The 26,001-nt window shown below is 40.7% G+C and carries 23 protein-coding genes and 2 pseudogenes; 21 read left to right on the top strand and 4 right to left on the bottom strand.

Annotated elements, in window-relative coordinates; all coding sequences use genetic code 11:
* Positions 1-20 precede the first annotated feature (20 nt).
* The 7 genes from AC1DIV_RS10525 to AC1DIV_RS10495 all read left to right on the top strand — a co-directional run bounded on the left by AC1DIV_RS10525 (position 21) and on the right by AC1DIV_RS10495 (position 6,283).
* Positions 21-899 (top strand): sugar phosphate isomerase/epimerase family protein, encoded by an 879-nt coding sequence (locus AC1DIV_RS10525; protein WP_063596660.1) that lies wholly within the window; start codon positions 21-23, stop codon positions 897-899.
* Positions 900-903: 4 nt separating this feature from the next.
* Complete coding sequence (iolI, locus tag AC1DIV_RS10520) at positions 904-1,749, top strand: 2-keto-myo-inositol isomerase (protein ID WP_477576334.1); 846 nt, start codon at positions 904-906, stop codon at positions 1,747-1,749.
* Between the two features lie 41 nt (positions 1,750-1,790).
* Positions 1,791-2,645 carry a class II fructose-1,6-bisphosphate aldolase gene (gene fba, locus AC1DIV_RS10515; RefSeq protein WP_477576332.1) on the top strand — a complete coding sequence of 285 codons (855 nt, stop codon included), beginning with the start codon at positions 1,791-1,793 and terminating at the stop codon, positions 2,643-2,645.
* Between the two features lie 108 nt (positions 2,646-2,753).
* Complete coding sequence (locus tag AC1DIV_RS10510) at positions 2,754-3,947, top strand: MFS transporter (RefSeq protein WP_477576330.1); 1,194 nt, start codon at positions 2,754-2,756, stop codon at positions 3,945-3,947.
* Between the two features lie 42 nt (positions 3,948-3,989).
* Positions 3,990-4,943: a sugar phosphate isomerase/epimerase family protein gene (locus AC1DIV_RS10505; protein WP_477576329.1), complete on the top strand. Its 954-nt coding sequence runs from the start codon at positions 3,990-3,992 to the stop codon at positions 4,941-4,943.
* Between the two features lie 67 nt (positions 4,944-5,010).
* Entirely contained in the window at positions 5,011-6,024 is a 1,014-nt protein-coding gene (locus tag AC1DIV_RS10500) for a LacI family DNA-binding transcriptional regulator (RefSeq protein WP_063596665.1), read from the top strand.
* A 103-nt stretch (positions 6,025-6,127) separates the two neighbouring features.
* A complete protein-coding gene (locus AC1DIV_RS10495) occupies positions 6,128-6,283 on the top strand; it encodes a BclA C-terminal domain-containing protein (protein WP_252268660.1) in 156 nt (51 codons plus the stop codon).
* Positions 6,284-6,506: 223 nt separating this feature from the next.
* On the opposite strand, the gene AC1DIV_RS10490 is transcribed toward AC1DIV_RS10495, so the two are convergent.
* Complete coding sequence (locus AC1DIV_RS10490) at positions 6,507-7,910, bottom strand: sigma-54 interaction domain-containing protein (RefSeq protein WP_252268663.1); 1,404 nt, start codon at positions 7,908-7,910, stop codon at positions 6,507-6,509.
* 319 nt (positions 7,911-8,229) lie between these two features.
* Here AC1DIV_RS10490 and speB point away from each other — a divergent pair, with 319 nt between their 5' ends.
* The 9 genes from speB to AC1DIV_RS10445 all read left to right on the top strand — a co-directional run bounded on the left by speB (position 8,230) and on the right by AC1DIV_RS10445 (position 17,135).
* The gene (gene speB, locus AC1DIV_RS10485; RefSeq protein WP_251541088.1) at positions 8,230-9,228 is read left to right on the top strand and encodes an agmatinase; all 999 of its coding nucleotides are present in this window, start codon (positions 8,230-8,232) and stop codon (positions 9,226-9,228) included.
* A gap of 100 nt (positions 9,229-9,328) precedes the next feature.
* Positions 9,329-10,768 (top strand): sodium:solute symporter family protein, encoded by a 1,440-nt coding sequence (locus AC1DIV_RS10480; protein ID WP_477576327.1) that lies wholly within the window; start codon positions 9,329-9,331, stop codon positions 10,766-10,768.
* The gene (locus AC1DIV_RS10475; protein ID WP_318292758.1) at positions 10,768-11,574 is read left to right on the top strand and encodes a class II aldolase/adducin family protein; all 807 of its coding nucleotides are present in this window, start codon (positions 10,768-10,770) and stop codon (positions 11,572-11,574) included. The genes AC1DIV_RS10480 and AC1DIV_RS10475 overlap by 1 nt, the downstream gene beginning before the upstream one ends.
* An 89-nt stretch (positions 11,575-11,663) precedes the next feature.
* Entirely contained in the window at positions 11,664-12,653 is a 990-nt protein-coding gene (locus tag AC1DIV_RS10470) for a D-2-hydroxyacid dehydrogenase (RefSeq protein ID WP_477576325.1), read from the top strand.
* A gap of 156 nt (positions 12,654-12,809) precedes the next feature.
* The gene (locus tag AC1DIV_RS10465; protein WP_220126990.1) at positions 12,810-12,902 is read left to right on the top strand and encodes a putative holin-like toxin; all 93 of its coding nucleotides are present in this window, start codon (positions 12,810-12,812) and stop codon (positions 12,900-12,902) included.
* A 259-nt stretch (positions 12,903-13,161) separates the two neighbouring features.
* Positions 13,162-13,734 (top strand): TetR/AcrR family transcriptional regulator, encoded by a 573-nt coding sequence (locus AC1DIV_RS10460; RefSeq protein WP_477576323.1) that lies wholly within the window; start codon positions 13,162-13,164, stop codon positions 13,732-13,734.
* Positions 13,735-13,795: 61 nt separating this feature from the next.
* A complete protein-coding gene (locus AC1DIV_RS10455) occupies positions 13,796-15,223 on the top strand; it encodes an MDR family MFS transporter (protein WP_340874639.1) in 1,428 nt (475 codons plus the stop codon).
* 190 nt (positions 15,224-15,413) lie between these two features.
* Positions 15,414-16,472: an alkene reductase gene (locus tag AC1DIV_RS10450; RefSeq protein WP_445670090.1), complete on the top strand. Its 1,059-nt coding sequence runs from the start codon at positions 15,414-15,416 to the stop codon at positions 16,470-16,472.
* A gap of 141 nt (positions 16,473-16,613) precedes the next feature.
* Positions 16,614-17,135, top strand: a complete 522-nt coding sequence (locus AC1DIV_RS10445) for a P-loop NTPase family protein (RefSeq protein WP_340874641.1) — start codon at positions 16,614-16,616, stop codon at positions 17,133-17,135.
* A 197-nt stretch (positions 17,136-17,332) separates the two neighbouring features.
* Here AC1DIV_RS10445 and AC1DIV_RS10440 read toward each other — a convergent pair.
* The 3 genes and pseudogenes from AC1DIV_RS10440 to AC1DIV_RS10430 form a co-directional block, all read right to left on the bottom strand.
* A pseudogene (locus AC1DIV_RS10440) lies at positions 17,333-17,671 on the bottom strand (amidohydrolase); the annotation flags it as partial.
* A gap of 80 nt (positions 17,672-17,751) precedes the next feature.
* A pseudogene (locus AC1DIV_RS10435) lies at positions 17,752-17,824 on the bottom strand (IS6 family transposase); the annotation flags it as partial.
* A 158-nt stretch (positions 17,825-17,982) separates the two neighbouring features.
* Positions 17,983-19,215 (bottom strand): MerR family transcriptional regulator, encoded by a 1,233-nt coding sequence (locus tag AC1DIV_RS10430; RefSeq protein WP_340874643.1) that lies wholly within the window; start codon positions 19,213-19,215, stop codon positions 17,983-17,985.
* Between the two features lie 185 nt (positions 19,216-19,400).
* On the opposite strand from AC1DIV_RS10430, the gene AC1DIV_RS10425 reads away from it, so the two are divergent.
* The 5 genes from AC1DIV_RS10425 (at position 19,401) to AC1DIV_RS10405 (ending at position 25,675) form a co-directional block, all read left to right on the top strand.
* Positions 19,401-20,687, top strand: coding sequence for an NAD(P)/FAD-dependent oxidoreductase (locus AC1DIV_RS10425; protein ID WP_477576321.1), 1,287 nt, complete (start codon positions 19,401-19,403; stop codon positions 20,685-20,687).
* 13 nt (positions 20,688-20,700) lie between these two features.
* Positions 20,701-22,173 carry an aldehyde dehydrogenase family protein gene (locus tag AC1DIV_RS10420; protein WP_477576319.1) on the top strand — a complete coding sequence of 491 codons (1,473 nt, stop codon included), beginning with the start codon at positions 20,701-20,703 and terminating at the stop codon, positions 22,171-22,173.
* Positions 22,174-22,218: 45 nt separating this feature from the next.
* A complete protein-coding gene (locus tag AC1DIV_RS10415) occupies positions 22,219-23,637 on the top strand; it encodes an MATE family efflux transporter (RefSeq protein ID WP_477576317.1) in 1,419 nt (472 codons plus the stop codon).
* A gap of 45 nt (positions 23,638-23,682) precedes the next feature.
* Positions 23,683-23,964 (top strand): cupin domain-containing protein, encoded by a 282-nt coding sequence (locus AC1DIV_RS10410; RefSeq protein ID WP_340874653.1) that lies wholly within the window; start codon positions 23,683-23,685, stop codon positions 23,962-23,964.
* A 91-nt stretch (positions 23,965-24,055) separates the two neighbouring features.
* The gene (locus tag AC1DIV_RS10405; RefSeq protein ID WP_477576316.1) at positions 24,056-25,675 is read left to right on the top strand and encodes an amidohydrolase; all 1,620 of its coding nucleotides are present in this window, start codon (positions 24,056-24,058) and stop codon (positions 25,673-25,675) included.
* Positions 25,676-26,001 lie beyond the last annotated feature (326 nt).

Genomic DNA, 26,001 nt, shown 5'->3' with positions numbered 1-26,001 from the left:
AAATTATAGGGGGAAAGACCATGAAACTAGCTTTGGATCCTACGATGTATGCCAATTTATCATTAAAAGAAATGGTCGATAAAACAGCGGAACTAGGCTATGAATTTATCGAACTGTCACCGAGGGAAGATTTTTGTCCATTCTATAAATATCCTAAAGTGGATAAGGAACAGATTAAAAATTTGAAACGCTGGTGCAGCGACGCAGGTGTGAAGATATCATCCTTGCTTCCGCTTTACTACTGGGCCGGTCCTGATGAGGAACGGCGCCAGGCCGCAGTCCGTAATTGGAAACGCGCCATTGAAGTGGCAGTGGAATTGGATGTTGACTTGATGAATAGTGAATTTAACGGATCTAAATTCAATGAAGTTATCTGTGAAGAGAAATTCATTAAATCAATGGATGAGCTCCTTCCAGTATTTGAAAGGGAAGGCGTTAAACTTAATTTGCAGGCACACCCATTCGATTTTATCGAAACGCATGAGGGAGCTATGGATATGATCCGTGCCCTTGATCGTCCGTGGATCAACCTTGTATATTCAACAGCACACACATTTTTCTATGATGATGGTAAAGGCGATATTGCCCCTATGTTCGATTCTGCCGGGGATCGCCTGCAACATGTCTTGTTTGCTGATACATTCAATCATAAAGCGTCCAACGGACTCCGTTATATCGTCAATCCTCCAGGTGTCGAGGCAACCGTCCACCAGCATTTGAACATCGGCGAAGCGGAAGTTGACTTTGATACGATCTTCAAAAAACTGAAAGAAATGAATTTTGACGGTATCGCGACAAATGCAGTATTTGCTTGGATCGACAAAGCAGACTGGTCAAGTAAGCTTATGCTTCAAAAAATGAGAGACGGATTGGGTTTTGCAGAAAGAATTGGAGGCTGACAGAATGAAACTTTGTTTCAACCAAGCGACCACACTTGAAAATTCCAACTTGGTCAAAGATCTCAAACACTGTGAAAAACACGGTTACGATTATATCGAAATCCGTACCATGGATAAATTGCCTGAGTATTTGGAAGAACACACAATTGAAGAACTGGCCGAATTTTTTAATGCAAATCATATTAAGCCACTTGCCTTCAACGCCCTCGTATTCTTTAATAACCGCGATAAAGACGGCCATAAGGCGATAATAGCCGAATTTAAGAAAATGATGATCATGGCGGAGAAATTGGGTGTGAAATATGTGGTGGCGGTTCCGCTTGTAACGGAAGCGAAAATATTGAAAGAAGATATTAAAAACAGCTGTGTGGAAGTATTGGCTGAACTTTCCGAGATCGCTGAACCGTATGGCGTTAAAATAGCAGTGGAATTTGTCGGGCATCCGCAATGTACTGTGAATACATTCGGTCAGGCATACGATATCGTTGAAACAGTCAACCGTAATAATGTTGGTTTGGTGCTGGACTGTTTTCACTTCCATGCTATGGGTTCCAGTTTGGAAGACTTGAAGAAAGCGGATGGGGAGAAAATCTTCATTTTACACATTGATGATACAGAGGATTTTCCGATTGGTTTTTTGACGGATGAAGACCGGGTATGGCCTGGACATGGTGCCATAGATTTAGATAGCATATTATCCATCTTGAAGGGAATTGGTTATTCTGACGTCGCCTCTGTGGAATTGTTCCGTCCAGAATATTATGAACTCGATGCTGAAGAAGCCATTAAGACTGCAAAAGAAACGACAATTCAAGTTATTTCGAAATACTTTGCACTACAGAATGTATGAGTGGATCTAAATAAACTCGGGAATAAGGGGGTGATGGAATAATGCCTTTAGTGTCAATGAGTAAGATGCTTTTAAAAGCAAAAGCAGAAAGATATGCTGTGGGTCAATATAATATTAATGGTCTGGAATTCGCCCAGTCGTTTTTAAAGGCTGCCAATGAGGAACGAGCGCCGATCATACTTGCGGCATCGGACAGGCTTGTTGATTATCTTGGCGGATTTAAAACGATTGCTGCTATGGTAAAAAGCCTTATGGAAGAAATGGACATTACGGTCCCGGTTGCCCTTCATCTTGATCATGGAATGGATGTGGAACGCTGCAAGAAAGCGATAGATGCGGGTTTTACATCAGTCATGATCGATGGCTCCCATCATCCAATAGATGTAAATATTGAAATCACCAAAATGGTTGTCGACTATGCCCAAAAGATTGGCGTTTCCGTTGAGGCGGAAGTGGGGACAGTCGGTGGGACGGAAGATGGCCTTGTCGGCGGTATTCAATATGCAGATCCCCATGATTGCACGAGGATTGTAAAAGAAACGGGAATTGATGCACTAGCGGCTGCTTTGGGTTCCGTTCATGGCCCATATCAAGGAGAACCTAAACTCGGTTTTGAGGAAATGGAATTAATTTCGAACATGACGAATGTGCCTCTTGTCTTACATGGAGGCTCAGGTATACCGCTGCACCAAATCAAAAAAGCAATTGAACTTGGACACGCTAAAATAAATGTCAATACCGAAAGCATACAAGTATGGGCAAAAACCATTCGGGAAGTAATGGCCGTTGAAGGTACAGTATATGAGCCTCGCGCCATCATCACACCAGCGAGAGAAGCTATCATCACCGTCGTGAAGAGAAAAATTGCAGAGTTCAATACAAGTGGAAAGGCTTAAGAATGAAAAGGTGTTCCCAATTATGTTGCGGGCACCTTTTTGTACATTCACTTTTTGCCTAAGGTACCATAGGTGAAAAATAGCTCGCTGGTCAGAGGAAGTGTTGAAATGACTTTGTTACATACCGCACGTAATAGATTTTTGTTTTTAATACTCTGCTTTATTTTTTGGTTTTCAAATTTCATTTATATTCCCATTTTGACTCCTTACCTTGAGATGATTGGAGGGGATTATACATTTATCGGCATGGTATTAGGCAGTTATGGGCTGATGCAATTTCTCTTCAGGCTTCCGTTCGGAATCCTATCCGACCTCATAAAAGTAAGAAAGCCTTTTATTATCTTTGGAATGGTCGTGAGTACGTTGAGCTGCGTGACATTTGCATGGGCCGATAGTTTAGGCTGGATCCTTTTGGCCCGCTCTTTAGCTGGCGTTGCCGCCGCTACATGGGTAGCGTTCACCATTTTATTTTCCAGCTACTTTTCAGAATATGATCTTCACCGAGCGATGGGCAGTATCTCGTTAGCTGTGGTTCTGGCACAGCTGCTTGGAATGGTGGTCAGCGGATACATTGTCGATTTATGGGGATGGCACGCACCTTTTTGGGGAGGCGGGATCATCGGTTTCGTTGGTATCGTCCTTTCGCTTTTTATTTACGAATCAAACGAGGATTTTCAGAAAGAGCCCATTCAATTGAAAGAACTGTTATCAGTCATGCTTGAACCGGCGCTTTTAAAAGTATCATTTCTATCCATTCTCGCACATGGCATCATCTTCTCGACAATGTTCGGCTTCACCCCGGCATTTGCCTTAAAGCTTGGGCTCCATACTGATGAGATCAGCATGGTCATCTTTTCATTCATGATTCCTCATGCCGTTGCCACCATGCTTAGCGGGAAAATATTCGTACCATTATTCGGACAATGGAAGTTACTGAAACTAGCTTTTGCTCTAACGGCCATTTTTACAGCATGTACGCCATTAGCAGAAACAAAAGGGCTGCTTTTTCTGATTCAAGGATTGAATGGATTCTCATTAGGCATTCTTTTTCCATTGTTTTTAGGAATGGCGGTAGAGACAATTTCCCTTGAAAAAAGGGCAACGGCCATGGGGGCGTATCAAGCAATCTACGCGATTGGTATGTTCGCTGGACCTTTCATTGCAGGAATATTGATTTCTCATTTAGGTATTTCTACAGGATTTTATTTCGCGGGGTCATTAGGTTTAACCGCTTTATTCTCTATGATTGTATGGAGTCACCTTGAAAGGAAAGCAACAAAACATCATTTGAATTTGAACTAAGCGATGTGAAAGGGATGCTAGTTTAATAGAGGAGGAGCACTTATGAAGGTTGGTTTAGTTACTGATATTTTAGGTTACATGCCATTTGAAGAGATGCTGGATACGTGTGTGGACCAGGGAATAGAGACACTGGAGCTAGGATGCGGCAATTGGTCGAAGGCCCCACATCTCGATCTCGATGGACTTCTTGGCAATGCGGTAAAACGAAAGCAATTTTTAAATGAATTAAATGTAAGGGGGATTAGCATTGCAGCGTTGAATTGTTCTGGCAATCAGCTTGATCCATCAGATGAAGGAGAGATGCATAAAGCCGTTGTTAATAAGACCTTTCAGCTAGCTGGGCTTTTAGGTGTTGAAACGGTTGTCATGATGTCGGGGTGTCCTGGCGGCGGACCAAGTGACAGGACGCCAAATTGGCTGACACATCCCATTTTGCCCTCACACTTTGAGGTGCTTGATTGGCAGTGGAATGAAGTGGCATTCCCTTATTGGAAAAAAGCTGTGACAACGGCAAAACAAAACGGGGTAAGAAAGGTTGCCATCGAAAATCTAGGCTGCAATTTAGTTTACAATCCTGAAACACTCTTTAAATTGAGGCATGAAGTCGGTGATACGATCGGCATGAATTTTGATCCGAGTCATTTATTTTGGATGGGCGGCGACCCCATTGCGGCTTTAAGGGCTTTAGGAAGCGCAGTTTATCATATTCATGCAAAGGATGTCCGCTTGGAAAGAGGGATATATGACGTCCAGGGGTTGATTGATGTGAAACCAATGAACCAATATGCAGGTAGATCATGGAATTATGTTGCACTCGGGTATGGGCACGACAGTGGCTGGTGGAAGGAGTTTTTTACTATTGTTAAAATGATTGGTTATGAAGGGCCCATCGTTCTCGAAATGGAAGATTTGACAATGGAACCACTAACGGGCGTGAAAAAATCCATGAATGTTTTGAAAGAAACATTGCCTAGAGAATTCGATGTTTTAACATGAAGTCTAAATTACTTTATAATGGACTTAATGAAAATGACAAAAGAAATAGGCAGGTGGAGATAATAGTATGAAAATGAGCGATGTGGCGAAATTGGCCAACGTATCTCCTGCAACCGTTTCAAGAGTGCTCAGACAGCCGGATTTAGTCAGCGAGGAAACTAAACAAAAGGTGCTGCAGGTGATTGAAGAGATGAATTACAAGCCTCACATGATTGCCAGTCAGTTCAGGACTAAAGAGACAAAGATCATTCTGGTCGTCGTTCCGGATATCACAAGACCCTTTTTTTCCGAAGTGCTTCGGGGCATTGAGCATACAGCTGTAGAAAATGGCTATCAGGTTATATTGGGAGACACGGAGAACGATATTGAACGGGAAAAGGAATATATCGATTTGCTTTACAAAAAGCAGGCAGATGGAGCGTTACTCCTTACTGCTAGAATGAATAGGGAAAGCCTGGAAAAACTATCAAATCAATTTCCGATTGTATTGGCATGTGAATACGTGGACGGACTGGACATTCCAACTGTTTCGATCGACAATGTAAGCAGTGCCAGAAAAGTAACGGAACATTTAATCAAGCTTGGTTATAGACGGATTGCCCATATAACAGCGCCTATGAACATCATTCTTAGCCGGGATCGCCTAGGGGGGTTCCAGCAGGCAATGAAGAAGCATCACTTGAAAGTAAACCCGGAATACATCCAGGAAGGGGATTATGGCATTGACTCAGGTTATGACCAGATGGTGAAATTATTATCGCTTGAAAACAAGCCTGAAGCAGTGTTTGTATTTAATGATGAAATGGCGCTGGGAGCTGTAAAGGCAATCCAGGATCATGGGTTGAGCGTTCCCGAGGATATTGCTGTCGTAGGTTTTGATAATTTGAAAATAGCATCGATTTTTAATCCGCATATGACGACCATTGACCAGCCTAAGTATGAAATAGGGAAAAAGGCAACGAACTTATTGCTGACCTTAATGAAAGGCGGAACCATTGAAAAGAAAAAATTCGTTCTGAAAGATGAGTTGATTATCCGCGAATCTTGCGGTTCTAAATTGGAAAAAAGCTTGAATGCATAAAAATGTTTGGCAAGATTGTTATGTTAGTAAATGAATGGCTTCCTTTTATGGGAGCCTTTTTACATTTCGACCAAAGATGTGAAAAAACCACATATAGTGGAGTTTGCCAAACATACTAAGAGGGTTTTTCAATGATGTAATTGTACATTTATCAGCAGGGGATATAATATTCCTTAAGCTATTTGGTTTAGTGGCTACCGTTGTATTAACAGGTGGGGGATCTGCAGGAGCTTCACTGACGATCATCCGTTTGAATTAATGTAAGCTGTAACATTAAAATATGGAAACGTGATATTGTGAATCCCATTCATCTTGAATGTGGATTTTTTTGATGGCCTTTATATTGGAATAATCCGATAATCTTCATACGTTTCACTTCGAATTGCCGGCAAATATAAAAAAGCGCCCTTAGCTTGAATAGCATCTATGGCTAAAGACTAAGGACCATTCATGGTTTACGGGGGATTTCAGTCCAGCTGAATTTACAAATACTTTTTGTATTTCTTTAATTTATAGATGACTGTTGGCTGGCTGATGCCCAAATGTTCTGCCATTTCGTATGTGGTTTTACATTTTTTCCATGCTTTTGCAATCAATTGCCTTTCAACGTTTTCCAATGTCTTCTTTAAATCGAAATTCTCTTCACATTCCTGTTCGATTGCGAGGAAGGTGGAATCTTCAGGGGGTTCCACTTGCCCTGTGATGGATTGTGGAAGGTGTTCGGGAAATATAATTGGCTCTTCGATGGTCAGGATTAACCGTTCAATTAAGTTTTCTAATTCCCGTATATTTCCGGGCCAATGGTAATCGGTCAAAACTTCATAAGTCGATGGATGGATTTTTTTGTATTTCTGGTATTTATCATTGGTTTTTTCTAAGTAATGCTGAATTAAGAGAGGGATATCTTCTTTACGTTCATGCAATGCCGGAATTTGGATGGGAATCACATTCAAACGATAAAATAAGTCCAATCTAAACTTACCTTGACTTACCATCTCCTTCAAATCTTGATTAGTTGCTGCAACTAGGCGGAAGTTAATATGGTTTTCTTTTTTTCCACCGATGCGCTTTATCTTTTTCTCCTGTAGTACTTTCAGTAATTTAGCTTGCATGGCAAGTGGGAGTTCCCCAATTTCATCCAAGAAAAGAGTTCCGCTGTCAGCCTGCTCGATCAGGCCTTGCCTCCCTTGCTTATTTGCCCCTGTAAATGATCCCGCCTCATAGCCGAATATTTCTGATTCAAACAAACTTTCAGGTATCGTGCTGCAATTCACTTCGATAAATGGTTCTTTCTTTCGGTTGCTTTGGTCATGAACAGCACGGGCAAATGTGCTTTTCCCTACCCCGGAAGGTCCTAATAAGAGAATCGTGGCATCGGTTTTTGAAACATTATGGATCGTTTTTAAAATATGTTTCGTTTCATTACTTCTGGCAATCAGATAATGGTAATCCAGTTCCTTTTCTCTTAAATCCTCGACTTCCGTTTGATAGCCTTTAACTTTTCGTTGTAATTGCTCAAATTGATCCTGCAATTGCAGGATCTCGGTTTGATCCTGACCATAGCTGATTACCCTAACGAGGTGACCTTCCTTATTAAAAATGGGATAGCCAGTCGACATGACAACATGACCCGTTTTTGTTTCTTGCATTATGCGTTTCGCTTTCTTTTCCTTTAAAACAATCGCATTGATGGAAGGTGCAAGAAGGCCCTCGCTTTCTAATTGATAGACGGAGGTACCGATATAAGAGTCGCTTTTCATACCATAAATCTCCCAAAGCTTTGGGTTGGAATATAAAATGATTCCATCTTGATCGGTAATGAGAATGTTATTATTCGATGTTTCAATAATTTTATTTAGTTCTTCCTCCAGCATATCATCGTACATACGTTACGCTCCTTTGGGTTTTGGGATGCTGCTTAATTAAAATATAAATCAAAAAGTCTAAATAATCAAAATTTAAATCAAAAAACAAGAAAATGATTAAGTTTTTAATCATTTGGTGAAACAAAATAATGAAAAGCCTTATATAACGCAGCGAAATAGTTGGCCTGAATCTTGCTTATGTAAAAGGTAAGAAGAGAATTTCCAAACAAGGGTGTTATGAATATCCATTCTATTAGAATAGATGGAAGTTTGTATGACATCTGCAAATGCAATGGAGTGAAAAAACTAATAGTAGAATTAGAATTTAGGAGGATGTTACATGACGAAGTATCAACCGAAAGACTCATTCAAATCACCCCGTTTTTGTGGAGTGCGTACGTTTATGCGGCTCCCATTTGTTGAACAGATAGATGAAAATATGGATTTTGTCATTACGGGAATTCCATTTGATTCCGGGCAATCGTTTAGGACGGGTGCGAGATTCGGACCAGAAGCCATTCGCGATTTTTCAATCCTTTTACGTCCTTATAATCCAGAACAAGATATTAATATTTTTGACTATATATCAGGAATAGATTATGGGGATGTTCCGATCATCCCGGGGTATATTTCGGAAACATATAAAAAGATCGAAGAAGAGCTTACCCCCGTCATTGAAAAAGGGATCATTCCGATTTCATTGGGAGGCGATCATTCCATTACACTAGGGGAGTTACGTGCAATCGCAAAAAAACATGGACCCGTTGCCCTGCTTCAGTTCGATGCCCACTCTGACACTTGGGATAGTTATTTTGATCAAAAGTATAATCACGGAACCGTTTTTCGCCGCGCAATAGAAGAGGGGCTCATCGATGTATCGCGATCTCTTCAAATTGGTATGAGGGGCGGTCTGTACGGACCCGAAGATCTTCAGGATGCCCGGGATTTAGGTTTGGGAGTTTACACGACAAACGATTATAAGCGTATCGGGGTCGAAAAGATGCTAAGGGTCATTCATGAGCGTGTTGCGAATGGTCCGGTGTTTTTATCTTTTGACATTGATTTTTTAGATCCGGTTTATGCTCCGGGGACGGGGACTCCAGAAGTTTCCGGTGCCAGCATTGATGATGCTTTAGCCTTGGTGAGAGGATTGACGAATATAGATTTTGTTGGATTCGATCTTGTTGAGGTTTTACCATCATACGATCACGGACAAATCACGGCTGCCGCAGCTGCTAATATTGTCTATGAATTCATCACACTCATCGCACTCGCAAAAAAAGGGAAAATGGAGAAGAAAGAGAGAGTAGGAGATTTGGAAACGCAGCTTAATAATTAGTTTCCTCATTTAACTGTAGAGAAGGAAGGAAGCGGTAAAGTCCTTTCTTCCCTCTTTACAAAGCGATAAGAACAATACAAGCCCAAAAGGAGATGTGTACATGCATATTTTGGATATATCGATCATGATTCTATATTTTTCTGTTTTAATCATTGTGGGAGTAATCGGATCCAAACGGGCAAAAACAGCAGATGATTTCATTGTGGCAGGACGCAATCTTGGTCATTTTATGTATTTATCCTGTTTAGCTGCTGTTATATTAGGGGGGGCTTCCACTCTAGGAACAGCAAAGTTAGGTTATCAGTTTGGGATATCCGGTATTTGGCTAGTGGTGATGATCGGGCTCGGCATTATCGCTATTGGGCTGTTTTTAACAAATAAGATATTTAATTTAAAAGTATTGACGATCAGTGAAATGCTTGAGAAGCGCTACAACTCTCAGACAAGATTGATCAGTGCCCTTGTCTCTGTTATCTATACATTCATGCTGACTGTAACGCAAGTGATAGGGATGGGGACAATTTTACATGTTTTGGCTGGTTGGAATTTAACGGTTTCCATGATAGTCGGGGGCGGGATCGTTTTATTTTATACAATATTAGGAGGTATGTGGTCAGTCACCATGACTGATGTCGTGCAATTCGTCATCATGACGATCGGTATTTTCTTTATCATGCTTCCGATGAGCATCTCTAAGGCAGGAGGGTGGGGCTCTCTTAAAGGGAATCTCCCGGCATCACATTTTGAGTTAGGAAATATTGGCGGAGAGACGATTTTTCAATATTTCCTATTATTTACCCTCGGGGTAGTTGTTGGCCAAGATATTTGGCAGCGTTTATTCACCGCACGAACCAAAGCTGTTTCTCGTGGCGGAACGATTGGAGCGGGGTTATATAGTGTTTTTTATGCGATTGCAATCAGTATCATTGGAATGTGCGCCTTTATTATCCTTCCTGATTTAGGCGATCCCCAAAATGCATTTACCAGTATAGCGATGGTAACTTTACCTGCTGGTCTATTGGGGGTTGTCATTGCGAGTGTGGTATCTGCCCTTATGTCCACAGCTTCAGGTACTTTGCTTGCTTCGTCCACTTTAGTTGTTAATGACATCATTAAAAAATATATTGGTCCAAAAATGAGTGAACGACAATTTTTAAAAACATCCCGAATTACAACTTTAACGATTGGTGTATTGACCATAATCGTTTCGATATGGATTCAAGATATTTTAGTTGCATTGGATGTAGCTTACGCAATTTTATCCGGTGCGGTGTTCTTTCCGATCATCCTTGGTTTCTTTTGGAAAAGGGTCACGGCTACAGCGGCATTTTACTCGATTCTCGCCAGCATGATCGTTATCATTGTCGGATTGGTGATTAATGGACCTTCCTCCACTCAACCAATTCTGTACGGGCTCGCTACTAGTTTTGTCGTCATTACTACGATCACTCTCCTAAGTCCGAATAATGATCACAGAAACAAATGTGAAGTACAGCAAGATATAAAGGGCAAAGCAGACATGGACACAATGGCTAATTGATGTTTCAGCAAAAAAACGGAAAAAGATTCGAGGAGGAAAGAAATATGACAAAGACAATTTCCCTGCAACCGGCAACATTCAATACAATGGAAGAAGAACGCAATCACCGGAAGGAACGTTTGGCAGCTTCATTCCGCCTTTTTTCAAAGTTTGGTTTCGATGAAGGGATAGCAGGCCATATTACGGTCCGTGATCCTAAATATACAGACCATTTCTGGGTCAATCCGTTTGGGATGCATTTTAGTCAAATTTCCGTTTCGGATCTTATATTGGTTAATCATAAAGGTGATATTGTAGAGGGTGAACATTCAGTTAATGGTGCAGCCTTTGCCATTCATTCTGAAATTCATAAAGCGCGGCCGGATGCGATTGCAGCGGCACATGCTCATTCGGTCTATGGAAAGACATGGTCTTCCTTAGGGAGATTGTTAGATCCGATTACGCAAGATGCCTGCCAATTTTACAATGATCATGCATTATTTGATGATTTTACAGGTGTGGTTTATGCATCCGAAGAAGGTAAACGCATCGCTAAGGCTTTAGGTCAATTCAAAGCTGTCATCCTCCGCAATCATGGATTGTTAACGGTCGGACAATCTGTAGATTCAGCTGCTTGGTGGTTCATAACGATGGAACGTTCATGTCAAGCACAGATAATGGCTGAATCTGTAGGTAAGCCGATTTTTATAGAAGAAGAGTATGCAAAATTGACTGCAGAACAAACGGGAACGGAATATGAGGGATGGCTGAGTTTCCAGCCTCTGTGGGAAAGGATCAGAAAAGAGCAACCAGATTTCTTGAAGTGACCATGAAGCACGGCATGGTATAATCCCAACGGATTGCCTTCCCGTAAAAGAGGGAAAAAGGAATCGTAGGTTCTTGAGGAGGTTTTATAATGTCCGCTTCTAAGAAAACAGCACCTTCACTTTATATCAGGGTCGATATACCGGAAAAATACATCAATCAGTTTAAGGAGATTTGTTCAGAAGTTGTTGTCGAGCCATGGGAATTCGGCGAACCCGAACCACAGCCAACGGTTGATTTAACAAAGTTTGATGTCCTATATACGCTGGGGCTTCATGATAATCTTAACATTATAAAAAAAGCTCCAAAGATTAAATGGGTCCATTCAGACAGTGCTGGAGTGGAGGCCATGCTGAATGAAGATATACAAAACAGCGATGTCATCATCACCAATGTCAAAGGCTGCACATCTGTCCCGATAGCCGAGCATACAATTGCGATGCTATCTTCGTTAGCAAGAGGCGTACCGACAATGATCAGAAATCAAATAAACAAAATGTGGGTTGAAATTCCAGTGAAAGATCTTGAAAATGCGACAGTGGGGATAATTGGGTATGGTGATATTGGCTATGAGATAGCAAAGAGATGTAAAGCACTGGGTATGACCGTTATTGGGTGCCGTCGGAACCCCTCCAAGAGGAACACAGAATATGAACCTGCTGATTTGATAATGGGAATGGATCAAGTGGATGATGTCCTTTCAAGGTCCGACTTTGTCGTCTTGGCCCTTCCGTTTACAAAAGATACTTCATACTTTTTTAATAAAGAACGCTTAAATAAAATGAAAAAAGGCAGCTATGTAATTAATGTCGGCCGAGGTAATACGATTGTGGATGAAGATTTAATTCATTCCTTGAGCAATGGGCACATAGCAGGAGCGGCTCTGGATGTGTTTGAAGTAGAACCTTTACCTAAGGAACACCCTTTCTGGCAGCTGGAAAATGTCATGGTTTCCCCACATAATGCTTACAACTCTTCCAAGCACCTAGACCGCGTGATGGAATTATTCCTGAGAAATTTAAAGCTTTTTTCTGACGGTAAACCCCTAATGAACGTTGTAGAAAAAAAACTTGGTTATTAACAGCAATCCGTCTTTTGAAAAGAAATTCGAATGGAGTACAAGGGCAGACCCTGATTGGGTTTGCTTATTTTTTGTTTAAAAGCCGCTGCTTCATCTTTTTCTTGTATAGGACAATCTCTGATCAGGAGAAGCTGGATATAAGGAGGCGATGTATGAATGGGTACTTTCGAAGTTATTTCCCTGATGCTAAGCTTTGGCATGTTTGTAATTGCTATTCTTGATTTCAAAAATCATGACAAGAATCCTTGATAATATTGAGGCAGGACGATGTGTTTGATTAATAATGGAAGCGTTTTAAAAAATTCCGGGTTGTTTAGAGAAGGTATTGATTTTCTCGATTTTTTAAACTTGCAGAGAACACCATTATGAGGTGTTCTTTTTTGTTTTGTTTCCAATGAGTTTTAATCGATATTCCATGCATACATAAGTTTCATCTTTGACAAAACAATGATATACAAGTATAGTCTCTAATAGACCGGTTGATATAATTTCAAGGAGTGATCCAGCTATGGCAGAGAAACGAAACTCGAAAGACATTCTTATTGAAGCTGCTTCCAGACTTTTTCGTATACGTGGATATTACGGTGTGGGGCTTAAGGACATTATTGAGGAAAGTGGTATCCCAAAAGGTTCGCTGTATCATTATTTTCCGAAAGGCAAAGAAGAATTGGCGATCGAGGCGATTATTCATACAAAAGAATTCGTGATAGATGAAATTATACGGGGGTTTGATGAAATTGAAGACCCTATTAAAGCCATTCAGTCTCATATTTTTCATTTATCCGAGGTTTTTGGTCATAGTGAAAATCTATTAGGACTGCCAATCGGGACGATTGCAGCGGAAACATATACGACGAGTGAGCAGATAAGAATGGCCTGTCAAGAAGCGATGGAAGATTGGCAATCCATTTATGTGAAGAAATTACTCGAAGCAGACTTCAGTGAGAAACGGGCAAAAGAATTGAGTATCGTAATTAATGCTTTGATTGAAGGCGGTATCCTTTTATCCTTAACGGCGAAAAACGGGGAACCTCTCCAAGCCATTGCGGAACAGATACCATTATTGCTGATAAATAAATAAGTCATGCGGAAAAATTATCTTAAGCTTAGGTCGAACAGTTAGTAATTGGAGGAATTATTTTATGTCAGCAGATGCAACACAGCAACAAAACCCAGTCATTAGGACGACCCCTATATTAATTGCATTTTTAATTGCAGGGTTCATCGGGTTATTCAGCGAGACGGCATTAAACATGGCGCTGGGGGATCTAATTCAAGAATTCAATGTCAGTCCTTCAACCGTGCAATGGCTAACAACGGGTTATCTATTGACATTGGGGATACTGGTTCCCGTTTCGGGACTCTTGATTCAGTGGTTCAATACTCGTCAATTATTCATTGCCTCAATGGTGTTCTCCATCATTGGGACGCTCATTGCAGCAATTGCACCCGGGTTCGGCATCTTGATGCTAGCCCGTGTCATCCAGGCAATCGGAACGGGTCTTTTATTGCCTCTCATGTTCAATACCATTTTATTGATTTTCCCTATTCATAAAAGGGGAGCGACGATGGGATTGATGGGGCTGGTGATCATGTTTGCCCCAGCCATCGGACCGACAGTTTCAGGCTTGATTATTGAAAATCTAAAATGGAACTACATTTTCTGGGTGTCTTTGCCGTTCTTTGTGATCGCTTTACTATTCGGTCTCAAGTATATGCAAAACGTTTCAATAATCACCAAACCTAAAATCGATGTACCATCCATTATTTTATCGACCATTGGTTTTGGGGGAATTGTTTATGGCTTTAGTATTGTCGGAGAGCAAGGATGGAGCAATGCGATCGTTTTATCCTCGATCATTGTTGGACTTATAGCGTTATTCCTGTTTGCTGTGAGGCAATTCAATATGGATATACCGATGATTGACTTGCGCGTTTTTAAATACCCGATGTTCACGTTAGGGTTAATAACCGTCTTCATCACCTTCATGGTCATCATGTCATCCATGATTCTCTTACCGTTATACCTGCAAACCGGGCTTGCATTAGCTGCGTTTTCTGCTGGGCTGGTACTATTGCCGGGTGGAGTGCTTAATGGTATCATGTCTCCGGTTACGGGGCGCATTTTTGATAAGTTCGGTCCAAGAGGGTTAGTGGTTCCAGGCTTCATTATTATGATTGTCATGTTATGGACTTTGACGAACGTAACGACTGAAACGACGATCATAATGGTAATCGTCATGCATTCCCTCCTTATGATTGGTGTTTCGATGGTCATGATGCCGGCCCAGACAAATGGCCTGAATCAACTGCCAAAAAATCTTTATCCGGATGGAACGGCTCTAATGAATACATTGCAACAAGTATCGGGGGCCATCGGTACAACCGTTGCCATTACGATCATGTCAGCATCCCAAAAAAATTATATGGCAAATGCAGAAGATCCGTTCGATCCATCTGCCATTAGCGGTTCATTGACTGCAGGCGTTCAAGATGCCTTTATTTTCGGCCTTGTCCTTGCAATCATTGGTTTGATCGTATCGTTTTTTATCAGAACAGCACGAGACTAATAAGATAAATTAGCCAGCAGGGAATGGAGTTTCTCTGTCTGGCTTTTTTTCTGGTCTTTATTACCATATTTCATCAAAAGTGAAAAAATCAGAGTGAATTATTTGAAAATTAACCACTTATCGGATAATCTTACACAATGAAAGTTACTAAAATTCAGCTCAGGTAAAGCGGTTAACAGGAGGAACTCAAATGAAAACAATAAAAACCAAAATGTTTGAACCTGTAACAATAGGTGCATGGAACTTAAAAACAAGAACGGCAATGGCTCCTATGACTCGGTCGTTTGCCGATAACGAAACTGGTGTTGTGAATGACCTGACCGTAGAATATTACCGAAAGCGGGCTCAAGATGGAATCGGACTCATCATTACTGAAGGTGTAGTGATTTCACCAAGAGCAAAGGGCAATCCTGGGGTTCCCGGAATATATACTCAAGAGCAAATCGACGGGTGGAAAAAAGTAACGGAAGCAGTACATGCAGAAGGCGGAACGATTATTGCGCAAATCTGGCATGTGGGCCGTGCAAGCCACCATGAAATTGCAGGAGGACTTCCTCCGCAGGCTCCGTCACCTATCGCTGCGGAAGGGAAGGTTTCACGATTCGGCAAACCTTTTGGCATTCCTGAAGAAATGACAGAGACGGATATTGCTGAAGTTGTGGACCAATATAAACAAGCTGCAAAGAATGCAATGGATGCTGGCTTTGACGGCGTAGAAATTCATGGTGCACACGGCTACTTAATAGACCAGTTCAATTCTGACACCTCCAATAAAAGGACCGATCGGTACGGTGGTGATTTAAAACAGCGTCTGACATTTATGAAGGAAGTGCTAAAAGCAGTTATTGATGCGGTAGGAGCGGAACGTACCCTTATTCGTTTCTCGGCTTTGAAAATTGACCAGCCGTCTTATATGTGGGAAGACCCTGAAAAAGCGATCCAAACATTTATTGAAGCGTTCAATGAAACAGGAGTCAAAATGATTCACCCATCCACGATGGAATTTACCAAACCGATTGCAAGAGGATTGACCATGCATGAATTGGTACGCAGCCACTGGGATGGAATCATAGTCGGTGTGGGCGGGCTTGATCCTGAAACAGCGGAAGCAGCACTGGAAAAAGGCATCATTGATATTGCGGCGATTGGACGTCCGCTTATCGCCAACCCGGATTATCTGGCACGAATTAAGAAGGATGAAGGACTTGTTGATTACGAGGCAAAGAAACATTTAGGGCAACTGATTTAATAGCGATAAGATAAAAGGCAGGCTTGTTCATGACAGGACAATGCAGTACCCATATTTCCGTTTCTATGACTGATGCGATTCTTCTTCAAGAAGGGTCGCCTTTTCTTATGAACATAAAAGGGGAGAGTGGATGGTATATCAATGGAACGTATCATGGTTATCGGAGTGTCCGCAGGTGTCGGAAAATCTACTTTTGCAAGAAGGCTTGGAGATCTTTTGAATATCGAAGTATATCATTTGGATACATTCTACTGGAAACCTGGCTGGGTGGAGGCTCCTTTAGAGGCTTTTATTTCTGCCCAGAAGAAGGTATTGGGTCATGACAAGTGGATCATGGAAGGCAACTATAGTCATTCTTTTAACCTACGTTCGGAGCTAGCCGATACGATTATTTATTTAGAACTTCCTCTCCGTGTTTGCTTTTACCGTGTGATAAAACGCTTGTTGTCTAATCTAGGTAAAACAAGGCCTGATATGGCTAAAGGCTGCAATGAAAAACTAGACTGGCAGTTTATTAAATTTATCATATCCACTTACTTTCCTCGCAAGAAAGAAATGAAAGCCAGATTTGCCGATCTTCAAAAGAGTGACCCTGAAAAGCTAATAGTTATTTTAAAAAGCAAGCACGAAATTGAAGGATATCTGTTGAATGTGATGGGATAAGCTTTTTACCATTAATTTTTATGACCCTTAGAGATTTGCGAAACTGGGGCTTTCCTGATCTTAACAGCGAGCTCATAAGCACAAATGGAAAAGGGATCTTCCAATCGAAGATCCCTGAGACTTTAGACAAATTCGAAGAAATCGAGTTTGGCTGCGAACAATTTACGATTACGGCAACTCAGTAATCTAGTCTTCATCTTTTTTACTAAAGGTTTTACATCTTGCGGGATAGGGGAGATATAGCTTTTTCCTTGTAATCGTTCTTTTAGTTCCGTTTTTGCCTTTTCAATTAATTCCGGATTTTGAAGTACTTCTACTGCAGTTGCCGCAATAACCTTGCCAGCATGAAGCATTCCTTTATGGGCAATGGATGTTGATCCCAGTGTAACCCACTGCCAGCTATGCAAAGGTGACCCAAGTACAAAACAAGCTGTTGTGCATTGGGCAGTAGGTACAATCCAGCTAACATCACCCACCTCCGAGGAACCTGTTAATGGCGCTTGGATGCCCTCAATGGGTTCTAACCAATTTGCCAGTGCACCATCAATACTGAGAACCCAACGCTAATCGTTGTATGAGCAACGGATAAAACCTGTTCGTGCATCATTTCTACCTAATTACGAAAGCTAAAGTTCCCATCTTACTGTTTGCAAAAAAATATCATGATGATAATGTTTCCACTCTAATAAATATTCTGACGAACCTTTATTAGAGTAATAGTATCAGTATTACAAAAATTCAGAGATTGATTGCAATTATCTTGAAGTTTTCGCACCAGAACTTTATTGGCTACAATGAAGCTGTCTCATCCGTTGACTAGCAGCTTTTCGGCCAGCCTCTTTGTATGCTATTTTTTCATACTAGCCAAATACATTAGCATGTGGAATTTTTCGTTTATTACATGATAATCAAAAAAAGGTCCTGGGTCTGTACAGTAACCGATATTTTCACTCTGCGTGATTTGAAATCCGTTGCCTGATAAATTTTCTTCTAAGTATTTTGGATATAAAATATGCTCGTGGGAATTTGGATATAAGGCAGAAATATTTTTCAAGGATTTGCCCGAGCTATCATAATATGAATACCCGCCGACAATTGTTGAACTGCTATGGAAATAGTTTTTTAGAACATGAATTGGGAACTGCGGATTGAGCAGTGAAAAATCATTTGCAGTAAAACTATCCACAAAAACATCGATGCTAAGCGGCTTCAATGGCAAATTTAAATCAGAATTCAAAATATACAGTACATTTGGCTCTGGATTCATGCGCTCCATTCTTTTTCTAACCTTCTTGAGCATCGCAAGCGAATAGCCACTGAATACATAGGATGCGCTCGTTTCAAGAACATCGATATATTTGGGTAGTGACACAAAAGCGTCAACGTTTGTTTCCACGATTAATTTGTTTTTCAAATCTACATTTTGCAGAACTTTTTGAAACCAAAAATTACTTTTTTCAAATAAGTTAATCATTTTGGGATTGATCTCTTTAATCGTTTCTTTATCGTAAAAGTAAGATGGATAAGGAGAAGTCTCGTACAAGTTCGCGGTAATGATGATACCTTCCTCGATAGCAGCCTCGTATCCACAGGTACAAGTTAAACTCCCCGTTTGAATGTAAACTTTTTTAATCGTTACATCTTTCATTTCAAGTGGAATGTGGCACATCGGACAATAGAGCAGATTTACAAAGGAAAGTGGGACCCCTGTAAAATTCTCCTCTTTGGATGAAGGTAAACTGGTTTGAACCGCTTTTTCAATCAATTTGATAGTTTTTGATATGTCTTCTTTTTTCTTAATCAGATGGTTCTTTTTATCAATGAGTAAGTTGTTGTAGTAGTTGATATCATCATGATCAGAGAAGTTTGTGACTCGCCGATACGATAAAATTTGTTGAATTTCTAGAAGTGAAAAGTGAAATTTTTTCAGCTCAGCAATAAAAGCCATGTCGTCGAGACAAAATTGGTTCATTTGATACTGGGTGTTTTTTTTGTCTGGAATTAATAATCCAAGTTCAATGTAATAACGAACGGTATCGGCCGTAACATGAAAAAGCTTTGCAAATGTACCTATTTTCATATATGCCCCCAATGAAAAAAAGTGGAGTTACTCCACTTTTTTACGAAAATGAATTCAAAAAACTCTCAAATGGCTATTGACGTGGAGGAAACACCAAGTCATATGATGGACTTAATAAGTGTGAATATTGTGAATAAAATTTGACTGTATTATAGCATACATGTCACATAAGGAGAATAACGAGCATGGATAAGATGGATCGAATGGATACTCTATCACTGTGGGCAGCGACTGCAAAAAGCTATGAAAAAGGAAAGTTTCTTAAAGGAAATGAAGAGGCGGATGTTGTCATTATTGGCGCAGGTTTCACAGGTCTTTCTTCTGCGTATCATTTGCAAAAATTAGGGAAGAGTGTCATTGTCCTTGAGCAAGAAACGATCGGATATGGTGCCAGCGGCCGTAACGGCGGGATGGTATTGCCAGGCTATAAGCCAACGATGAAGGAGCTTGCCAAAAAGTATGGTGCCGACGAGGCAAGACAGCTTAACGATCTCTCCCTGTTTAGCGTTGAACTGGTAAAAAAAATCATTGACGAGCATCAAATCAACTGTGACTTTAGAAAGACAGGTCACATTGTGGCGGCTTACAAAGCCAAGCATTTTGAAGAATTGAAAAATGAAAGCGAATTCTTAAACGAAAATTTTGGGTATGATTCAAGCGTGCTTGATCGAAGTCAGTTGCATCAAGAGATCGATTCCCCGATTTATTATGGATGCTTGGTCGACAACTCGAGTTACTCGTTCCAGCCACTGAATTATGCAATTGGTTTGGGAGAAGCAGCTAAATCGATCGGTGCAAAAATCTTTGAGCATTCGAAAGCACTATCTATTGAGTACGGTCAAAACAGAGTGAAAGTTGTAACAGAAAAAGGAGCTGTTACTGCGAAAGACATTATTGTCGCTACAGATGGGTACTCCGGAAAAATCATGAATGAACTGAACAAAGGCGTACTGCCAATTTCGGCACGTATCATTGCTACTGAACAGCTACCAGAATCAGTGGTGAATACCATCATTCCTAAAGATCGCATGGTTTTTGATACAAGCAATTTCCTTTACTATTTCCGACGTACACCAGATAATCGGATCGTATTCGGCGGTGGCGATATTCGTCCAAACTTAGGCGATGCCGTTTATCAAAGTGTTTACGATGCCATGGTTAAAATAATGCCAAAACTAGCAGGAAGCAAGATTGATTTCAGTTGGGGTGGATTTATCGGGGTTACAATTGATACGTTCCCTGTTATCGGCAAATCCAAAGAAGGCGCATATTTCGCAACGGGTTATACGGGCCACGGCGCTTCTCTCTCGACATTGTTTGGCAAGTTATTGGCACAATGGATCGTTACGGGGAGTGCAGGTGGATATCGGTTTGAAAAGGAACGCCTCAAATCATTCCCATTCTATAATCAGAAAACCATTCTGGTAAATCTAGCACATATTGGTTTTAAACTAGTAGATATTATTGCTTAAAGGAGAGTTGTTTATGAAAATAAACATGTTCATTGACGGGAAATGGGTAGAAGCGTTATCCGCTGATAGACGAAACATTATCAATCCTGCAACCGGAGAGGTGATCGCAACATCTGCTGATGGATCAGCAGACGATGCGAAGATAGCAATCAAGGCGGCTCGTAAAGCGTTTGACAGCGGGATCTGGTCGGATTTATCAGCTGATGAAAGAGCTGACTATCTCTATAAGATTGCAAACCGTCTTGAAGAGAAGGCAGCTGAAATTGCACGTTTGGAAACTGCTAATAACGGTAAGGTCATTCGTGCAACCACCTATGTGGATATTCCGGTATCGATTCAATGCTTCCGCTATTATGCTGACTTGATCAAAGGCATGAAAAAGGAATCTTACACTCGTGCTGATTCTTCAGAAACATTTATTATTCATGAACCGATTGGTGTTTGTGGACTTATTGTACCTTGGAACTTCCCGCTTATGTTAGCTGTTTGGCAAATCGCTCCTGCACTCGCCGCAGGGAATACAATTGTACTTAAGCCTGCTGAGGTCACTCCTGTAAGCGCATACATGTTATTTGGAATTTTCGAAGAGATTGGACTTCCGGCCGGAGTGGCAAACTTGGTATTGGGACCTGGATCAAAAGTTGGGAATGAGCTTGCCGAGAACCATGATGTTGATAAGATTGCCTTTACCGGCGGAACAAAAACAGGTCAAAGCATTATGCGTGCAGCTGCGGGCAATATGAAAAAAATCACACTTGAACTGGGTGGTAAATCTCCACTTATTGTGTTTGACGATGTGGATTTTGAAACTGCAGTCGAGAATGCGATGTTTGGTATTTTCCACAATGCTGGGCAGGTTTGTTCAGCTGCATCTCGTTTGCTTGTACAAGAGACGATTTATGATAAGTTTGTTGAAAGATTAGCCGAACGCGCAAACAAAATTGTAGTTGGCAACGGGGAAAGCGAAAACATTGAAATGGGAGCCCTCACAAACGAGCCTCATATGAATGAAGTTTTACATTACATTAAGAGCGGAATCGAAGAAGGGGCAAAATTAGTTTGTGGTGGTAAGCGCTTAACGGAAAATGGGCTTGATCGAGGATTTTTTATTGCCCCAACGATCTTTGCTGATGTAAATGCGAATATGCGTATTGTTAAGGAAGAGATTTTTGGTCCGGTCCTTGTTGTACAGAAATTTAAAGATGAGGAAGATGCCATCCAAAAAGCGAATGATTCCATTTATGGATTAGCTGGTGCGGTATTTACTGAAGATATGGATCGTGCAAAACGTGTCATTAGTAAATTGCGTGCGGGAATTACTTGGATTAATAGTTATCATCTCGCTTATGTTGAAGGTCCTTGGGGAGGATATAAGCAAAGTGGAATCGGCAGAGCGTTAGGTACTGTTGGGCTGGAACACTTTATGGAAACGAAGCAAATCAATATCCACCAGTATGCCAAGCCTGTAGGTTGGTATGCGAATTAATTGAGCTTAACTTACTACATCAATTATTTATAGGGGGACATGCTCATGGAAATAGCAGACAACCGTCCGTCATCGAAGAAAGAGCAAGTAGAAGTAATGAATAAGCCAGCGCATGATTCAGTGCTGGGAACCAAAAGTATTCCGTTACTATATTTACGATTTGCTTTGGCAGGAATTATGGCTAACGCAATTCTAGGAGTTGCAGCGGTTGTCGATGGCTATTTCGTCAGTGGCTTTCAGGAGCTGGAAGTCGAAGGGATTGGAATTGGATTTACGGTCATGGTTATTACCCGTATGCTTGGCGTACTTTTGGGTGTGGGAGCCGGAGCGGTCATTTCACTTCGCCTTGGAAAAGGGAAAATCGAAGAAGCTAGAGGTATTATGGGACAAACCTTATGGTTTACTCTTTTCTTCTCCACTTTGCTAGCTGTAATTGGAGTGGTCTTTGAAAATCAAATCATGACCTTATTCGGAGCAAGTGATGAAGCGCTTCCATATGCGGTGCAATATAGCCGACTGCTATGGATTTCATTGCCATTAACGATATTGGCCGTTGTATTAAGTGTTTTAACCAATATCGATGAAAAACCTGTATTATCAATGAACAGTTGGTTAGTCGCAGCAGTTGTTGGTGGGATTACAGAATGGATTATGGTAACGAAGTATGACATGGGGATGATGGGTTCCTCATGGGCCAATACGATTTCGCAATCGATCCCTGTTTTCCTGATCTTTTATTTCTGGTTTGGTAAAACAAAACTTAAGCCAAAAATGAAAGATATGATGATTAATCTCAAGACGATCGGTGAAGTGGCTTGGACAGGCTTTGCATCTTTCTCGAGTCTGTTCATGATGTTCATTGCCATTATTTTCTTCAACAACATGCTGCAAAGGTACGGTGGTGGGCTGCATGTCGCCGCTTTCACGATTCAAAACGGTTACATCACCAATATGCTCGCCTTAGCAGCGCTCGGTGGGATGACAGGGCTTCAACCGATCATTAGTTATAACTACGGTGCGGGCAATCTTGATCGTGTTAAACAAGCAATTAAGATGGGACTCATTTTTACGGTTGCCTTCTTTGTGATTGTGACATCCATACTAATCATTTTTGCAAATCCAATTGTGTCATTTTTTTCCGTTGGTAATCCTGAATTGCAGAAACTGGGCATTTGGACGACAGTTGTATTCAATTCTTTGTTTACGCTTAATGCAGTCAGCTTGCTTATCTCCGGTTATTTTGAAGCACAAGAGAGAAACTGGTCCGCAACGTTTATTAGTGTTAGCAAAATGCTGTTGTTCATGTTCCCGTTTCTATTTATTTTCCCGAAATTCTGGGGTGTAGAAGGTATATGGTACGCAGGTCCTGCCGCAGAAATTCCAGGCCTTCTCATTGCCATATACTTTATGAAAAAAGAGTTCAAACGTTTAAAAGATACAAATGTTAAGACAGTAAGTTTATAAAACCTATTCCTTCAAAATTACCTATAAGAAAGAGAGAGGATCATCATGTTTTTTGCGAAAAAACTTACAGCCGAAGAAGCACAACAACTTGGTGTTGACACGTGGGAACCATGGGTGGGCGAACCGAATAAAGGAACGTGGCATCTAGAAGAACAGGAAGTTTTCTATGTGACAGACGGTGAAGTGTTTATTACTGTTGATGGAGAAAAGTGTCATATTACAAAGGACTGGGTCGTTTCCTTGGCTAAGGACCTTGTTTGTGAGTGGGATTGTCCAGTATTTTTGAAAAAGAATTATAAAATGAACCATGAGATCAATCTGAAATAATGTGAAATGGGAAGTGGGCATATTTTAAGCAGGTGAATGCTAAATACTGAACTGATCACTCTAAAAGAGTAATTTCGAAAGGGATGAGTGTATGAAAGCTGATGTTGTATTGATAAATGGAGAGGTTATTACAGTAGACCAAAAGAATACAGTAGTCGAAGCTGTAGCAATAAAAGAGAATCGTATCGCAGTTGTTGGTTCAAATCAGGAGGTTAAGAGTTTTATAGGAGAAAAAACGGATGTAATTGACTTGAAAGGAAAAACGCTTCTTCCTGGATTCATTGATTCTCATATTCACCTCATTTTTTATGGGTTGAATCAGTTGGCGGTAAGTTGTAAAGCTGAACATATCGATTCCATCGAGGCTTTGTTAGCTGACCTGAAAAAGAAAGCCTTAGAAACTCCTAAAGGTGAATGGATACGTGCTTGGGGCTTTAATGAAGCCGCAGTGAAGGAAAAGCGTTATCCATCAATCGCTGAACTGGATGGAATTTCAGATGAACACCCCATTATTGTATCCCGTACTTGCAACCATATAAGCGTGGTGAACAGCAAAGCATTAGAAATAGCGCAAATTAATGAGAACACCCCGAATCCTAATGGGGGAGTCATTGAAAAGAATAAGGCAGGAAGGCTTACAGGGAAATTAATTGAAGCAGTAAATATGAGTATGAACGAGTTTGCAAGTTATACAGAAAGTGAACTGATGAAGGCTGTGAAAATTGCATCAGATCATTTCGTTGCAGCGGGCATAACAAGTATACATGAGGCAGGAGGAAATGGTCCTGAGAATTACCGTTTACTGCAACAAGCTGTGAAGAGTAAGGATATTCGTGTCCGAATATATGCAATGATATGTCAGGTAAATAACTCCCATGAATTTGTTAATAAAATGGTCGAAGCTGGTGTGGTAACTGGTACTGGAGATGAGAGATTCAAAGTTGGACCAGTTAAATTGTTTACAGATGGAAGTAGTACCGGGCCTACAATTGCAACTCGTGAGTCGTACTCCAGTGACTCTAACAATTATGGCATTCTTTATTATAGTGAGGAAGAAATCTATCAGGTTTTAGGTGAAGCACATAAAAAAGGCTATCAAATCACTGTACATGCACAAGGTGATAAAGCCATTGAAATGTATTTGAATTGTGTGGAAAAGGCGTTGGAGGAATCACCAAGAAAAAACCATCGTCATCGGATTGAGCACGCGGGAATTTCTTCACCGGATTTACAAGAGAGAATGAAAAAACTCGAGATGGTTCCTATTCCAAATCCTCCATTTCCATATGAATTCGGAGAGATATATGTCCAACACTATGGTGATCGTGTTAATCACATGTATGCTGTTCGTGATTATATTGATTGTGGCATCATGGCTGCAGGTGGATCGGACGCGCCAGTTACTGACTATAATCCTTTATTAGGAATTCATGTTGCTGTCAATAGAAAAAGCCAGTCTGGAATGGAGTTTGGTGCTAATCAATCCATAAACGTAATGGAAGCTATTAAACTATACACCTGGAATGGCGCTTATGCTAGTTTTGAAGAAGAGATAAAAGGAAGCATAGAGGTCGGAAAGTTGGCGGATTTAGTTATATTAAATGACAGCATTTTAAGTGTCAACCCAAACCAAATTAAAGATTTAAAAGTAGAAACAACTATTATTAATGGTGAAATTATCTATCAAGAAGAACTATCAGTGAAAATTTAATATATCATAGTTTGCAAACCACGTAGCCCTTGTAAAGTTACGTGGTTTTTTATCGAAATAGGTACCCAAAATTATATATGTGCTGAAAACCGAATGAGATGGAAAAGTAGTTATGAATCACTTGAATAACGTATACAACGTATTTTTACTTCATGTTGCATGATAAAATGATACATAAGAGAAAAAATTTGGCGTGGGTATGAATACAACTATATATTATAGCATTGGCTACCACATTTTTCTTTTTGCTGCTGATATGATCAAGAGGTAACAAAAAATAAAAACAAGGGCTCATACAAATTGAAACAATAGTTAGACAGCAGAAG

Source organism: Peribacillus sp. 05N428, assembly GCF_056397085.1.
The sequence above is the reverse complement of the archived record's forward strand: the minus strand, read 5'-3'. Positions and strand labels throughout refer to the sequence as shown.